Raw genomic sequence first — 14,463 nt, 5'->3', positions numbered from 1 at the left:
AGCTACCAGAGCTCTCTGTACGTATTCTTTCTTAACTACTCTTCTCTTCTATGCCTTAAATATTAGTTTTTTAATATGATAATTTATAACACTTTTATTGTCAAACTTTTCCGAATCGAAATCGTAAAATTATCTAAAAAAATTCTTTATCGCTTCTAATTGAATTTTGTGGCTACACTCATCACAACAATATGCTCCTTTTGGTTTCTCTTTAAATCGCTTATATTTTTCACTACCTTCGTAAACACGAAATATATTCTTACAAGAAAAGCAAACAATCTCATAAAACATCATATGCATTTTCCTCTCCGTGTTTATAAACCTTTTAATCACTTGAGAAGATTAGTTTTCTAGAGCACAAATCATAATATCCTCTGACTAAAAGGTTTACCTCTATTCTTATCGAATTATATTAATATCTTATAACGCGAGGTGAACATCTTGTTCAGTAATATAGACTTAGTTTTAAATGTTAAAGCAAGTTTAGCTGAAGGACCATGTTGGAATGAAAAAAAGCAACTTTTATATTGGGTTGATATTATGGAGAAAAAATTATGCATATATAATCCTACTACCAATACGAACCGAGTAATCGCTCTCAATCAACAAATTGGCTGTGTTGTTCCATATTTAGAGGATGTACTACTCTTAGCTATGGAAAACGGCTTTTATTCTATTAATGTAAATACAGAAAAACTGATACATATTTTTGACCCTGAACCACATTTAATAGAAAATCGTTTCAATGATGGAAAATGTGATCCAGCTGGTCGTTTCTGGGCAGGTACTACAGATACATACGGTATGAATGCTGCAGGTTCCTTATATTGTTTACATAATAATTTGAGTGTAGAGAAAAAAGTTTCACATGTAAATACTTCAAACGGAATCGCTTGGTCACCTGATCATACATACCTTTACTTTATAGATACACCTACTAAAAAAGTGGTTCGCTATCAATATAATATACGTACTGGAGAAATTCATAATCCAAGTGATGTAATCATTTTCTCTGAAAATGATGGTCTACCTGATGGTATGACAATTGACGAAGAAGGTTGTTTATGGATTGCACATTGGGGAGGTTCAAAAATAACTAGATGGAATCCCTCTACTGGAGAACAAATATTAAGTATTCCAATTCCTGCGTTATATGTAACATCATGTACATTTGGTGGGCCTAACTTAACTGATTTATATGTTACAACAGCCAGAACAAGAATGACGGATGACGAATTAAAAGAGTATCCACATGCTGGTGGTATTTTTCGAATTCAAACAAATGTTAAAGGCTGTCCCACCTATTCATTTTGTAATAAAAATATTGGAGCTGAAACAATGTGAACCGTATCGATTACATAAGATAAGAAGAAAAGAAATATCACGACCTTTGCTATGAACAATATAAACTGTTTGAAGCTGGCTCTTGGCTTTTCAAACCAGTTAAAACGGTTATGGACTTGATGAACCACTTTGACGGACAAAACAACTTGCAAGTACTTGACCTTGGCTCTGGCGTTGGGAGAAATAGCATTCCAATTGCAAAAAAAATAAAAAATACTAGCGGCACTGTTACATGTATTGATTTACTTAATTCCGCTTTAACAAAACTACAAATTTATAGCAAAGAACATGATGTATTCGAGGTTATAAAAACAGAAGAAGCAGCAATTGAAAACTATTATATTGACTCTAACGCTTATGATTATATCGTTGCAGTATCAAGTTTAGAACATGTCAGATCAGAAGAAGATTTTAAAAATGTACTCCACTCTATGAAAAGAGGTACAAAAAACGGCGGTATTAATTGTTTAATTATTAACTCTAACATACAAGAAATTGATCCAATAACGAATGAAGAATTAGAAGCTTTAATTGAAATTAATCTTTCAACCGAAGAAATGATAAGTACTTTAAAAAGCATTTATAAAGAATGGAAAGAACTAAAAGTTGAAATAAAAGAATTAGCTTATGATATTGTTCGAAATGAAAGACACATTCAATTAAAAACAAGTGCCATTACGTTTGTCGTTCAGAAATAACACTATAAAAGGTAAGGATATTTCCTCATATATTCATAGGAACACCCTTACCTTTTATTTTCATAAAATTATTTTGTTATTAGTTTTCGCATCATCTAAAACATGATTTTCATTCGAAATACTACTCAGCTATTAATTGAATACATTAACTGGAAGAAATATTCAGGTTCATGAGTCTCATTCAATTTATACCATGAATGAAGTGTATCCGGCGCAAATACATCTAATTTTTTCAGTACTTCCATTGCAAATTCTAGCGGGGCTACACCCGATGCAGTAATAAGATTTTCACTGGATGCTACAGGTCCCATTTCATAAAAATTTTCTCCATTATAATTAGGACAAACCATTTTCATATAATCTAAACTATTACTTGTATGCTTTCTAGAATTTAAGTAACCGTAATTTGCAAGACCTATAGTTGCACCGCAAATTGCCGCTACAATTGTACCAAGTTTTAAAGCTTCACCAACTGTTTTCAAAATAGGTTTATGTATTTCTTCACTCCAAGTATTCCCTCCAGGTAAAATTAATAAATCGTTATTCTCAAGGATACATTCATCTAGGGAAATATCCGGCTTTATATTCAAGCCCCCCATTGAAATAATCGTTTCTTTATTTATTCCAACTGTTACTACTTTAAAAGGCGCTACATCTTTTTTGAAATATCTCCCTGTATTAAGTTCAGCAATTAAATGTCCGTATTCCCAATCAGACATCGTGTCAAATACATATAGATAGGCTTTTCTTGTTTGCATTCAATAACACTCCATTCATATACTACAGTTTTAATTACAAAAATTTCTCTTTTCAGTTTAACATTTTATTCAATATTTATGGTTTAAAATCCCAAATAAAAGAGCACTTGTTTCCGCAAGTGCTCTTTTTGGGGATTTTGAGATATCCTATTAAAGAAAGTTAAGGTTACTTAAAGTTAATAGGTACTTCTATTATATGCTTGTCCTTTTTATTTGTGCATAATCAATATATAAACATCTTTAATAATTCTTAATAACTTTTAATTATAGTTCTCTCTTATATTTTATCGTTAAAAAATTGATTGAAGGTTTATTTGCCATGTTCTTATTTGGTTCATCAATTTCCGAAACTTGTACTAATCCATATTGATTAAAATCTCGTTTTATAGATTCAGAATCATAGAAGAACATTTTTACGCCTTCCATTATTTCATAATAATCTTTATCCAACTGTTTTCCTTTTCCGTACATGGGAGCTTTTTTAGAAACAGTTGTAAAAACCATATATCCGCCTGGTTTTAACTGATTATAACAATCTTCAATAAATTTCTCTCTTTCCTGTTCATTCAACAAATGAAGAAGTGCATGACTAAATATCCCATCATACAGTTTATTATCAAAAGGCATTTCGTTTACTGAACCGTGATACATACTAACATCTTCTAGTCCGTTTTCTCTTGCTAAATCGATCGCTGTTTTCGAAATTTCAATACCTGTTACATTTATACCATTATCGATAAAAACCTTTGCATTTCTTCCATATCCAATACCCGGAACTAATATATTCTTAACGTTCTTTTCAAGAAAAAAATCTTTTGTCAAAATTGCAGATTCTGTAGGTTCAAATCCCCACATCGTTTGTTTTTCGATAAAACTTGATTCCCAAAATTCCATTATGTATCTATCTCCTTATTTTCAATCCATTTTTAGTATCACATTAAAAACTTATAAATTTTAACGCTGCGTCTACCTATGCCAAATTAGTTTTTTACCACATTCACTATAAGTCCATTGAATATAGCACAATTATAAGCCTATATCTATTATAATGATTGGTTTAAAATCCACCCTATTTTATTAATCCTTACGTTTGTAGAAAAATAAAGAAGCCAATACTTCCGTTATAGTATTGGCTTTTTCTCACGAGAAATTATCTTTTTATATTGTACCGATCTAATACTTTTTCTAACATTTCTAAAGTTATTGGTTGTGCTTCTTTTATTAATTGATAACCAATACGACCATTCGGTTCCGCTGTAACTTGCTGTAAACTCTTTACGCCATGAATCCCTTTTTCTCTTAATTGCATATAAAGTTGTTGTTCCGACATTTTTGCCTGCATCAAATTCTCTTTTACAATCTCTCCGTTTTCAACAATTATAATGCTACTTCCATTTAAAAATTGTTCCACCTTCCTTGATTTCAATTCAAAGAAATGAATGATAAGTAATATGCTTGCAAATATGATAGCCGCAAATATAGATGGGACTACTTTTCTACTTAATACAGGTTCTACAATAATACGGCCAATTGATACAACTATAATGATTTCAGCTCTTGTCATTTGGCTCACAGATGTACTACCTGTCATTTTCAAAACAATTATTCCAGTAAAAGTTAATATAATACTTTCCAAAATTATATTCATAACTACCCAATCCTTTAATGGTGTATTTTACTATCATTCCCATCAAAGGTGTGTTTTACTTACCTATTAAGTTGTTAAATCCTTCAGACCATGATGGAAATAAAGGTGTCCATCCATACTCTTTACGTGCCTTATTATTGGAAGCTCCTCTTTCCCAACTATTTTTCCCATCTTGAACTTTAGGCTTATGTGCCCCTATCGCTGCTGCATATATTGGTAACCATTCTTTACTAGTTGCTGGATAATTATCTACAATATTTACGATTCCTGAAGGCCAATTAAGGGCTAGCATAGTAGCTCTTGCAGCATCTTCAACATGTATAAACGAGCTTATCCCGTCTGATGCGATAATTTCATTATTACGAACTTGATTTGCTATTAATCCGTTTTCCGCATACCACGTTCCTGGTCCGTATAATGTGCCGTAACGAAGTATAACCGATTCAGGTAACTCAGTAACAGCTTTTTCTAATTTCAATATGCCATTAACAGTGACTTGCCGAGGCATAGAAGCAGTAATATGTAGTGAGTTTTTTTCAGTCGCAAATGTATCCCCTGGTTCATACGCCCATGAAATACTTTGAGCGATTATTTTCTGTACCCCTACATTTTTAGCGGCATCGACAAGGTTACGAGTGCCTTTTGTTCTAATTTTTGCATTATCCTCAAAATCCCATAAAGATAATGACGTTAATTGATGAATAACTACATCGGGATTTGTTTCTTCTAATACAGAAAATACAGCCTTTCTATTAAATACATCAGCTATTACTGGTATAGCACCAACCTTTTTCATTGCTTCTACTTGCGAAGTATTACGGATCATCGCAAAAACTATATGCCCATTTTTTATTAACATTGGCAATAAAGAACGTCCTATTACACCAGTTGCACCTGCTACAAATATTTTCATATATGTTCCTCCTCATTTAGTAATCATAAATGTGACGAAACATTTGTGAGGTATGTGACAAATATTTGCTCATTTTTTTCGTTATTCATATGAAACATATACTTTTAATGGTTTAATTATCCCTAAACTCAATTCATCAAAGCATTGTATGAGTGAAGTATAATGTATTTCATGTTGAAAGATCTCTTCTATAAATGGTGTTTTTCCTATTTCTTTAAAAAACCAATCTGCATGTTTTTGATAATGGTATCCGTCACTTGATCCAATGATTTGCAATTCTTTCTGATAAAAGTTAGCAATTAATGTTAGTTCTTCAATATTACCATCAGACAGTATACATATTTCACCATTAGTTTTAAGAGTTTTTTGCAAAGTATGGAACCCACTATTTGTAGCAGAACATTCAAAACCATAATTATATGTTTCTATTATTTTCTCTTCTGAATCATATATGTTTTTCGCGCCAAAATTCTTTGCAAAATCTCTTCTATTTTTATTAGGCTCAACAACATCCACGTGCTCAACGCCTACATAGTATTTTAAGAAATAACAAGCAAGTAAACCAATAACTTCCATTCCAGTTATAAGTACTTTTTCATCCTGTCGCGGGTTTAGTTTCAATACTCCTTTAGCGGCATCACACGAAAGAATAGATAATAAAGCAACTTTAGGTTGTATAGAACTAGGCACTCGAATTACTTTATGCGCCTTAACTATCCCTATCGTTTCATGTCCATAAAAAGAAACTACTTTATCACCTACGTTTACATGTGTTACTTTATTACCAACTTCAATCACTTCACCATAACTTTCATATCCAGTTTTTCTTGGATAAAAAGGATGCGGATCTGTAACATCGGATCCATTATACTGTGGTAACTCGGCCCCAATGCTTATCGCTCCTGCGATTGTTTTAACGATAATTTCATCGTCCTGTATGTCCTTAATTTCATTTGTTTCCCACTCAAGTTGTTTAGGCCCTTTTACAATTAACTTATATTGTTCCATTTATATCCTCTCTTTTTATAAAGATGTTATAAGTAATATTGTTATCCATCTAGATTTCGACTAAATTTATTTACCTAATAGATGATAAATTACCCTTGCCCAAGTTTATACCTTTAATGCTCCTGTACATTTCTGTTCAGCGTCTAATACTTTAAAATTACTATTCTGATAACATTTTAAGAAAAGTTGTTGCCGCCCAAATGAAATACGCAAGTTGTGTCACGATATACATCGTAATTTCAAAACCTGTAAGCTTTCTTTCCCTTTTTATTTTCTTTAAATATCTATAAAAACAAAATGAACATAAAATCAGTAAAACAATAGACATTTGATATAGATTTTCCACTAAAAGAACTGCCATTTATTTCATCACCTTTCCAATAAAGTGAAACTTTAATCAGTGGGGGTTTTGTTCATCCTTCACTGATTATCAGCCCTCACCAGTCGGGATTTAACGGGATAAAAAATATATAGTTCAAGCATATCATTTTAACGGAACGAATTACCACAATTTTCAAATTGAATAAACTTCCTAAGTAAAAGAAGTAACTTTTTGGAAATGTTTCAATACAATATTATGTAATTCAATACTCACTATATAATATTAGATTAGGTTTTCTTTTACTGTACATGCTTAGGAGGAAGTTTTACATGCAATTGATTCATAACATACAAAAAACGTTTAATAACCTATGTAACTACGATACGTTCAATTTAATACACGCTATTCAATCATTAAATATTTCACTTCATAAAATATCTCCTTTTATTACTTCACCAGTTAATCTTGAATACGGAAGGAACGTTATCTATCAGTCTGAATTTGTAGAGATTTTAGTATTAAAATTCCCCAGCAAAGCAAAGACTTTTGTGCACGATCACGGAATATCTGTAGGATGTATACTAATAGTCAATGGTACGCTACAAAATATAACGTACGAAAATAATAGCGAGCGGATTGAAGAGTTTACAGAGGGAAATATTTTCACAGTAAAAAAAGATACTGTGCATAAAATGTATAACGCTACAGATTCAACAGCAATAACATTTCACGTATATTCCCCACCATTAAAAGATGTACAAATATATGAGTAGCCTTTAAAAGGAGGAAATATGCAAAATTTGAAGGATTACTATATAAAGAGCTTACAAGATGGTCGTAACGTTTGGCTCTATGGACAAAAAGTAGATGTAACTACAGACAAACATTTTGCAGGTACATTAAGTACCATTTCTAATTTATTTACATTGTTTGATGACCCCATACGAAGAGATTCTATTGGATATGTGAGCCCAAAAACGAAAGAATTTGTTCATACTGCATTTTTAGTTCCGAATTCCTATAATGAATTATTAATGAGAAGAACTGCATTTGAAACGTGGAGTTATGCTACAGACGGTGTAATGAGTAGATTATCTGATTATGCAAGATCGAGACTTACTGGCTGGTACGTATCAAGATATTTTTATAAAAAATTCGATGCACAGTTTCCAGATAAAATTACATCTTATTATGAAAAAGCGAGAGATAATCACTTGTTCTTAAGTGTAGTTCAACGTGACCCACAAATAAATCGTTCTACAGAATCAATATTGAATGCAAAAAATTTAGGGTTACTAAGAGTTACGAAGGAAACTTCTGATGGAATTTATTTAAATGGTGCAAAAATGGTAGGTACTGCTTCTCCTTATTCAAATGATTTATTAATCTATCCATTAGCAAAACTGACTGATACTCAAAAAGATTTAGCTCACTTTCTCATTGTGGCAGCCAATTCCCCTGGATTACATATGGTTTGTAGAGAACCATTTGCGAATGCAAACTCAAGTACAGTTAATTCCCCTCTTAGCTCACAGTACGATGAAATGGATGCACTATTAATCTTTGATAATGTATTTGTACCATGGGAACGTGTCTTACTGTATAACAACCCTGAAGCATTATGGAAATTAAAGTCAGATATAGCTTCTAGTAGTTTAGCTTATCATCAAGCAATTGTACGATTAGTAGTAAAACTAGAATTTATAACTGCAATTGCTTGTGAAATTGCTGAAGCGATCGGTGCTACTACTTATTTGCATGTTCAAGAGAAGCTTGGGGAATTAATTATGCAAATCGAAACAATTCGCGCACTTTTAATTGCTGCTGAAGTTGAAGGTACTACAAATGAAACGAAAACTTATTTGCCGAATTTTAAATATATCGAAACTGCAAGGAATCTTGGTTCCAAATATTATCCCCGTGCAATAGAAATTTTACAATTAATTGGAGCAGGTGGGTTCATTCAACTTCCTTCGAGCTCAAATGACTTCCAGAGTCCTATAGCTGATTTATTGAAAAAGTACTTTAAAGGAACTAATATAGATGCCGAACAACGCACAAAATTATTTAAGTTAGCCTGGGATATCATCGGAAGCCCCTTAGGATCTAGACACGAATTGTATGAAAGATTTTATGCTGGAGATCCAATACGAAATACAGCTATGCAATATGTAAATTATGATAAAAATCACTTTAAAAAGATGATAAGTAAATATTTACATTGATGAAAAAGAGCACTCTTTGCTAAGAGTGCTCTTAAAAAATATATAATTATCCAATTACATATATAATTGCTCCGGCCACAACTGCTATTTTTCTCCGTAATGGTTTCATCTTATTCACTTTTATTTTTATAATTCAGCTTTATTACTTCTGGTATATACTTCCTATCATATTTTCTCGTATAGATTTCTCCATCAGGAGTAACTAATTGTAAAACAATCTCACCACAAACCCCATCTAGTATTTCAAATTCACCTTGTGCATTTGAAATACTGTGTTCCTTACTTTCAATTGAATCTTCATATATTTTCACATTAAATATAGGTTCGTTATTTGGATCTACGATAATACCTCTTGAATACTTAGCAACTGCTATGCATTGATCCTCTTTTTTATAATATGTAATCACAACAATTGCACCTGCCACTATAGCGCTACATACAAACAAGAGAATGATTTTGCGCCTCACAACGAACCTCCTAATTCAAATTATTCTTTTCTAAACTGAAAATTAAACTGTCTTACTTGCTTGATTTCCTCAATTACTTTACGAATACCTTCTTCAATCTTATCTTCTTTTACATTCGAAACATTTAACTTTAACAGTTTTTCTTTAGGAAAATTCCTCATATAATTCTTATCAATAGTATCGACACTTATTTGCATGTCACCTAATTTTTGTATAAGTGTGTCTGTAACTGTGTTTTTCTGCATTTCTAAACAAGTGTGTATTCCAAATGTGTTTTGTCTATTATATGTAAATAATGATGGATTTTCATTTTGCACTTTTTCTAATGTTTTTGCTAGTTTTATTGATCTATTGTAGTAGGAAGAATTAATTTTACTTTTATGACGTTCAAACATACCGCTCTTTATATAAATTTCTAAAGCCGCTTGAGAAATCATCGGACTATCAATATCTAGTATCTTTTTGTATGTATAGAACGCATTTGCAATGGATGGTGGGATGACCGCAACTCCAACCCGTAAACCAGGAAAAATAATCTTCGAATAACTTTTCAAATATATGACATGACTACAATTATCCAAGCTATATAACGGATCTGCTTTTGAATCAGTTTCTAAATCTGCTAAATAATCATCTTCCACTATAAATACATTGTATTTCTTAGCCAATAGTGCGATTTTTTCTTTCTCATCTTTAGAATAAGAAGTTCCAAGCGGATGATGATATCTCGGTATCGTATAAAAGAATTTTATTTTTCCATTTTGAAATATTTGCTCCAATTCATTCAAATCGATACCTTCATTCGTACGTTTAATACCGATTACAGGAACTTTATTTATTTCTAGATAATCAATATATAGATGATATGTTGGCTGTTCAATTAATACAGTTTCATTTCCATTCGGAAATGGTATAGAAGTTAATATAGCAAGCGCCTGCTGAACACCTGATGTTATAAAAATATTTTCTTCTTTTGTAAAGACTTGATAATTTGCTAGTTGTTTTTGAATAACTGGTATTAAAGATGGTAACCCTTTCGGCGTTCCATATACAAATAAATCATTTTTATACGTATCAATAGCCTTATTAATACAATGTTGAAAATCTAAATATGGAAAAACATCTGGATCTGGTGCTGAGGAAGCAAAATCAATTATCTCATTATTTTCTATAGTATTCTCTGATTTTTTAACAACGTAGTATCCACTTTGAGGGACAGAATATATAATGTGACGCTTTTCTAATTCATGAAGAGCACGTATAACTGTTGCCTTATTACATTCATATTGCGTAACGAGTGACCGTATAGACGGTAATTTCTTTCCTTCTCTTATTTCTTCATTTTGAATCATATTTTCTATGTCGTTTAAAATATTTAAATACTTATACATCTTACACCTCCTTCAGTAATTCTACATTTAATTATATCGATTTTTCACTCATATAGCATTCATTCCTCAATTAGTTAATTTTCCGATCATCTATATCGTAAATCCCAATAGCATATGAATCATTTTCAATCCATTTCTTTACTGCTTCTGTTTTAAGTACCCCTTCAACTTCTTTTTCTATTTTCTGTCCAAGTTCTCTCGCCCCTACTTCATCATCGCTAATCTTAGTTTTTATATCAATGGTAACAGGTTGATTCTTTTTATAATTTATTTGCTGAATACCAAACCCTTCATATCCATTTTTTCTGAATACGCCATCAAATATCTGTCCAAAAACTAACTCCCATCTATGTTCTGCATTTACAATCTCCTTGTTTCTTTGAGATACATTTACTTTATAGGACATAACGCCTTGAATTTGCAATCTTTTATTAATTTCTTTTTTTATTTCGTTAGCATTTTCGCTATCAGCAATCTCTAAATCTAATATTCTTTCTTTTTCATCTCTTATAGCAGCAATAAAAAAAGATTCCTCCTTTACCGCGGCTGTAGCAATATCCATCACTATAGACTCTTCACTTTTAGCATCTTCAATGTCATTCTCACAGGCACATAATAAAGCAAGTGGAAATAAAAATACAAGTAACTTCTTTCCCTTTCTCATGCAGCACCCCTCCATATATTTTCATTTACGATAAACTTTTTACTTTGACATATAAATACCTTCTTTAATTATTAAATTTAACATTATTTCACATTTACCCCACTTAACAAGGGAATTACAATTAATAAATAGAATATCTCTATGAATAAATAAAAAGTGAGGGATATATAATGCAACGTGTAAATACGATTGATATTAGTAATGTACTACAATTGGAAAAAACTCTTTCGACTTTATTAAATAAAATGATTTCTTCAAAACTAGACCTTGAAAATTGGTTAAAAGAGCAGTCAAAAGTAATTTGGGACATCGAAGAACAATTAAGATCACATTACATCGCCTTTCAATGTAATACGGATGATGAAGAAATAAAGGATACTTTTGAACATGATCAACAATTTGTAAAGCCACTTTTAAAGCGGTACCAAAATTTATTGGATAATAAATATTTAGAGTCACCTTTTCGAATGGAATTAGATTCTAACGTATATGGTTTATTAGATACAAAAATAAAAAATGCTCAAAAGTTATTTTGTGAGGAAAATATCGAATTAGAAATAAAGGAAGACAAATTAATCACAGAGTACTTTGAAATCACTGGAGGATTAAGTGGAATTTGGGACGGAGAAGAAAAAACGATAACAGAATTACAATCCTATTTACAAGATTCGAATCGTGACACCCGTAAAAAGGCAAAAACCATTATTTCTGAACAATTTTTATCTGTTGAAAAAGAACTCCAAAACATATTAAATCAATTAATTGAAATTCGCCATCAAAAAGCAAAAAATATTCAACTAGAGAATTATCGCGATTATATGTTCAAAAAATACGAGCGTTTTGATTATTCAGCGAAAGATTGCTATGAACTAGCTGAATCCATACGTAAGTATGTTGTGCCTCTTAAAGATAAAATATTGCTAGAGAAAAAAGATAAACTGCAAATTGATACGCTTCGCCCGTGGGATGTATCAGCTGTAACTCCAGATCAAAAAGTACTTAAACCTATTGCAAATGAAAATGATTTAATTGAAAAGAGCACTCATATCTTTAATAAACTAGATGTTGAATTTTCAGCACTTTTAAACCGAATGTATAAACACAATTGTCTTGATTTAACAAGCCGCAAAGGAAAAGCAGCTGGTGGCTTTTGTGAGTACTTACCAGCTTCACAATTATCTTATATTTTTATGAACTTAAATTATACACAAGATGATATTGTCACTTTTATACATGAAATGGGTCATAGTATTCATAACGAACTCATAAAACCATTAAAATTACGACAGTATATAGAAATTCCAGCTGAAACAGCTGAGCTAGCCAGTATGACAATGGAGTTATTCTCGCTTAATTATTGGGATACCTTCTATACAGACAAAAAAGATTTAAAACAAGCAAAAATTAACTTCTTTAAAGATGTTATTTCATATTTACCTATTATGCTTATTGTCGATCAATTTCAACACTGGCTGTATGAAAATCCAAGTCATACTTCTGAAGAAAGAAATGAAAAATACTTACAACTTCAAAAACATTATCAGTCTAGCGTCATACATATTGATGGCTACGAAAACTGGATAGCAACGAGTTGGCTACCTGTACTCCATATTTTTGAAGTACCATTTTATTATATTGAATATGCGATTGCCCAACTTGGTGCATTACAAATGTATAAACAATATAAAGAGGATCCTAAGCAAGCGCTAGAAAATTATAAAAAGGCATTATCACTAGGAAGCTCGCAATCTATAAAAGAAGTGTATGATGCAGCCGGTATTCGTTTTGATTTTTCTGGTGAAACAATTAAAGAACTAATGCTATTTGTAGAAAAAGAATTAGAATTACTTGAGCAATTATAAGAAGAACGCTGCACCTATATTTTTGGTGTAGCTTTCTTCTTTATTTTATTAATCAGCTCTATGTACTGAGTATCTCCATATCCGATTGTTGGAAAAAGATAAAACAACTTTATTAATAATTCACGAGTTGATAAATCTTTATTTTTAGAGATGAATTTCATTACTGCATTATCTTCTGTTAACATTTCTAAAAATAAGTCTATAGCCTGATACATTACAGGTGGTACCTTATGAGAGGTCTTTTTATGGTTTACTAATACTTCATTGTATATAGAAGAATAATTCCCCAATTCAAGTTCAATTTGATTTACTTTAAATTCATCCTCTCTAAAGCTATTTAAGTATACCTTCCCTTCATAAGCAGACTGTTCAAGATGAGAAAGTATGGTAAGTAGGTTCATTTGGCAAAACATATCTTCACCAAACCATAGAACAATACATTTATACTTTTTCGTAAAAAGGTTTTCTAACGGATCTATAACCTTTTTTATATAACTTTCTACTGAACTGTTATGTCCTTTCGCTCTTGTTTTAATAAACTCTTCATTAAAAACTTGAGTAGTAGCCGAGTTCACACACATTGCCTCATTAAATGGGGCATAATCAGAATCACCCATTAGCTTTTCGTTTTTAAATTCTTCATACATAACTTGACCATTTAATATGTTAAGTACCTCTTTATCAAATAGCTCACTCTTCCTATCTCGTAACTGTTCAACCTCTATTTTTCTAGAAATATTCATTTTAAACGCCCCTTCTTTATTTAAATTTAGTTTAACAAATGATTGAATAGGCATTTTGTTAAGTTGGTATTCTCTTGGATTCATTCCAAAAACATTTTTAAAACTTCTACTATAAGCCTCTTGGGAAGAGTAATCGTAATCCAATGCGACCTCAATTATCTTCCTACCATTCTTTAAATCTTCCGTAGATAAATACAACCTTCTAAGAAGAATATAACGTCTAATACTGAAACCCGTTACTTGATGAAATTTAAAAGAGCAATAATAAGGAGAATACCCCATGTAACGAGATAATTCATCTAATGAAAATCTCTTTTTTAAATTGCTCTCAATCCAATTAATCATCTGCTGTATATGTTCATTCATTTCCTTCACTCCTTATTTAAAAGTATAGGAGAAGTGCGTTTCTTTCTTTTGATA

General features: G+C 31.3%; 15 protein-coding genes, 1 pseudogene and 1 other annotated feature (1 of these 17 running past the window's edge). Of the genes and pseudogenes, 5 read left to right on the top strand and 11 right to left on the bottom strand.

The window, feature by feature from the left end; genetic code table 11:
- Window positions 1-60 (bottom strand) — a binding site (T-box leader) (it extends 197 nt beyond the left edge of the window).
- A gap of 69 nt (window positions 61-129) precedes the next feature.
- Entirely contained in the window at window positions 130-300 is a 171-nt protein-coding gene (locus ACS2FK_RS17150) for a DUF2197 domain-containing protein (RefSeq protein ID WP_000551042.1), read from the bottom strand.
- A 141-nt stretch (window positions 301-441) separates the two neighbouring features.
- On the opposite strand from ACS2FK_RS17150, the gene ACS2FK_RS17145 reads away from it, so the two are divergent.
- Window positions 442-1,344: an SMP-30/gluconolactonase/LRE family protein gene (locus tag ACS2FK_RS17145; RefSeq protein WP_023522037.1), complete on the top strand. Its 903-nt coding sequence runs from the start codon at window positions 442-444 to the stop codon at window positions 1,342-1,344.
- Window positions 1,341-2,042, top strand: a pseudogene (locus tag ACS2FK_RS17140) (class I SAM-dependent methyltransferase). Before ACS2FK_RS17145 ends, ACS2FK_RS17140 begins: the two are co-directional and overlap by 4 nt.
- Window positions 2,043-2,167: 125 nt before the next feature.
- Here ACS2FK_RS17140 and ACS2FK_RS17135 read toward each other — a convergent pair.
- The 6 genes from ACS2FK_RS17135 to ACS2FK_RS17110 form a co-directional block, all read right to left on the bottom strand.
- Window positions 2,168-2,800 carry a type 1 glutamine amidotransferase family protein gene (locus ACS2FK_RS17135; RefSeq protein WP_001194776.1) on the bottom strand — a complete coding sequence of 211 codons (633 nt, stop codon included), beginning with the start codon at window positions 2,798-2,800 and terminating at the stop codon, window positions 2,168-2,170.
- 264 nt (window positions 2,801-3,064) lie between these two features.
- Entirely contained in the window at window positions 3,065-3,694 is a 630-nt protein-coding gene (locus ACS2FK_RS17130) for a class I SAM-dependent methyltransferase (RefSeq protein WP_063547363.1), read from the bottom strand.
- Between the two features lie 256 nt (window positions 3,695-3,950).
- Window positions 3,951-4,448, bottom strand: coding sequence for a DUF421 domain-containing protein (locus ACS2FK_RS17125; protein WP_063547362.1), 498 nt, complete (start codon window positions 4,446-4,448; stop codon window positions 3,951-3,953).
- A gap of 55 nt (window positions 4,449-4,503) precedes the next feature.
- The gene (locus tag ACS2FK_RS17120; RefSeq protein WP_063547361.1) at window positions 4,504-5,361 is read right to left on the bottom strand and encodes an NAD-dependent epimerase/dehydratase family protein; all 858 of its coding nucleotides are present in this window, start codon (window positions 5,359-5,361) and stop codon (window positions 4,504-4,506) included.
- An 81-nt stretch (window positions 5,362-5,442) separates the two neighbouring features.
- Window positions 5,443-6,369, bottom strand: coding sequence for a zinc-dependent alcohol dehydrogenase (locus tag ACS2FK_RS17115; protein WP_063547360.1), 927 nt, complete (start codon window positions 6,367-6,369; stop codon window positions 5,443-5,445).
- 160 nt (window positions 6,370-6,529) lie between these two features.
- On the bottom strand, window positions 6,530-6,730 hold the full coding sequence (locus tag ACS2FK_RS17110) for a hypothetical protein (RefSeq protein ID WP_000279697.1): 201 nt from the start codon (window positions 6,728-6,730) through the stop codon (window positions 6,530-6,532).
- A gap of 290 nt (window positions 6,731-7,020) precedes the next feature.
- Here ACS2FK_RS17110 and ACS2FK_RS17105 point away from each other — a divergent pair, with 290 nt between their 5' ends.
- Both ACS2FK_RS17105 and ACS2FK_RS17100 read left to right on the top strand, forming a co-directional pair.
- Window positions 7,021-7,464 carry a cysteine dioxygenase gene (locus tag ACS2FK_RS17105; RefSeq protein WP_063547359.1) on the top strand — a complete coding sequence of 148 codons (444 nt, stop codon included), beginning with the start codon at window positions 7,021-7,023 and terminating at the stop codon, window positions 7,462-7,464.
- Between the two features lie 18 nt (window positions 7,465-7,482).
- Window positions 7,483-8,916 (top strand): 4-hydroxyphenylacetate 3-hydroxylase family protein, encoded by a 1,434-nt coding sequence (locus ACS2FK_RS17100; RefSeq protein WP_063547358.1) that lies wholly within the window; start codon window positions 7,483-7,485, stop codon window positions 8,914-8,916.
- A gap of 110 nt (window positions 8,917-9,026) precedes the next feature.
- Here the strand turns inward: ACS2FK_RS17100 and ACS2FK_RS17095 are convergent, their stop codons facing one another.
- The 3 genes from ACS2FK_RS17095 to ACS2FK_RS17085 all read right to left on the bottom strand — a co-directional run bounded on the left by ACS2FK_RS17095 (window position 9,027) and on the right by ACS2FK_RS17085 (window position 11,438).
- Entirely contained in the window at window positions 9,027-9,383 is a 357-nt protein-coding gene (locus ACS2FK_RS17095; RefSeq protein WP_023522029.1) for a hypothetical protein, read from the bottom strand.
- A 20-nt stretch (window positions 9,384-9,403) separates the two neighbouring features.
- Window positions 9,404-10,774, bottom strand: coding sequence for a PLP-dependent aminotransferase family protein (locus ACS2FK_RS17090; RefSeq protein ID WP_063547357.1), 1,371 nt, complete (start codon window positions 10,772-10,774; stop codon window positions 9,404-9,406).
- A gap of 70 nt (window positions 10,775-10,844) precedes the next feature.
- Window positions 10,845-11,438, bottom strand: coding sequence for a DUF4030 domain-containing protein (locus ACS2FK_RS17085; protein ID WP_063547356.1), 594 nt, complete (start codon window positions 11,436-11,438; stop codon window positions 10,845-10,847).
- Between the two features lie 170 nt (window positions 11,439-11,608).
- Here ACS2FK_RS17085 and ACS2FK_RS17080 point away from each other — a divergent pair, with 170 nt between their 5' ends.
- On the top strand, window positions 11,609-13,300 hold the full coding sequence (locus ACS2FK_RS17080) for a M3 family oligoendopeptidase (protein ID WP_063547355.1): 1,692 nt from the start codon (window positions 11,609-11,611) through the stop codon (window positions 13,298-13,300).
- 14 nt (window positions 13,301-13,314) lie between these two features.
- Here ACS2FK_RS17080 and ACS2FK_RS17075 read toward each other — a convergent pair whose 3' ends face one another.
- Window positions 13,315-14,409, bottom strand: coding sequence for a helix-turn-helix domain-containing protein (locus tag ACS2FK_RS17075; RefSeq protein ID WP_001002108.1), 1,095 nt, complete (start codon window positions 14,407-14,409; stop codon window positions 13,315-13,317).
- Between the last annotated feature and the right edge of the window lie 54 nt (window positions 14,410-14,463).

It is taken from the genome of Bacillus cereus group sp. BceL220 (genome assembly GCF_051776965.1).
Lineage (GTDB): Bacteria > Bacillota > Bacilli > Bacillales > Bacillaceae_G > Bacillus_A > Bacillus_A cereus.
The sequence above is the reverse complement of the archived record's forward strand: the minus strand, read 5'-3'. Positions and strand labels throughout refer to the sequence as shown.

What these genes read in the sequence shown, in the direction of transcription:
- ACS2FK_RS17150 (WP_000551042.1), bottom strand. Translation starts at nt 300, where the DNA reads ATGCATATGATGTTTTATGAGATTGTTTGCTTTTCTTGTAAGAATATA.
- ACS2FK_RS17135 (WP_001194776.1), bottom strand. Translation starts at nt 2,800, where the DNA reads ATGCAAACAAGAAAAGCCTATCTATATGTATTTGACACGATGTCTGAT.
- ACS2FK_RS17130 (WP_063547363.1), bottom strand. Translation starts at nt 3,694, where the DNA reads ATGGAATTTTGGGAATCAAGTTTTATCGAAAAACAAACGATGTGGGGA.
- ACS2FK_RS17125 (WP_063547362.1), bottom strand. Translation starts at nt 4,448, where the DNA reads ATGAATATAATTTTGGAAAGTATTATATTAACTTTTACTGGAATAATT.
- ACS2FK_RS17120 (WP_063547361.1), bottom strand. Translation starts at nt 5,361, where the DNA reads ATGAAAATATTTGTAGCAGGTGCAACTGGTGTAATAGGACGTTCTTTA.
- ACS2FK_RS17115 (WP_063547360.1), bottom strand. Translation starts at nt 6,369, where the DNA reads ATGGAACAATATAAGTTAATTGTAAAAGGGCCTAAACAACTTGAGTGG.
- ACS2FK_RS17110 (WP_000279697.1), bottom strand. Translation starts at nt 6,730, where the DNA reads ATGGCAGTTCTTTTAGTGGAAAATCTATATCAAATGTCTATTGTTTTA.
- ACS2FK_RS17105 (WP_063547359.1), top strand. Translation starts at nt 7,021, where the DNA reads ATGCAATTGATTCATAACATACAAAAAACGTTTAATAACCTATGTAAC.
- ACS2FK_RS17100 (WP_063547358.1), top strand. Translation starts at nt 7,483, where the DNA reads ATGCAAAATTTGAAGGATTACTATATAAAGAGCTTACAAGATGGTCGT.
- ACS2FK_RS17090 (WP_063547357.1), bottom strand. Translation starts at nt 10,774, where the DNA reads ATGTATAAGTATTTAAATATTTTAAACGACATAGAAAATATGATTCAA.
- ACS2FK_RS17085 (WP_063547356.1), bottom strand. Translation starts at nt 11,438, where the DNA reads ATGAGAAAGGGAAAGAAGTTACTTGTATTTTTATTTCCACTTGCTTTA.
- ACS2FK_RS17080 (WP_063547355.1), top strand. Translation starts at nt 11,609, where the DNA reads ATGCAACGTGTAAATACGATTGATATTAGTAATGTACTACAATTGGAA.
- ACS2FK_RS17075 (WP_001002108.1), bottom strand. Translation starts at nt 14,409, where the DNA reads ATGAATGAACATATACAGCAGATGATTAATTGGATTGAGAGCAATTTA.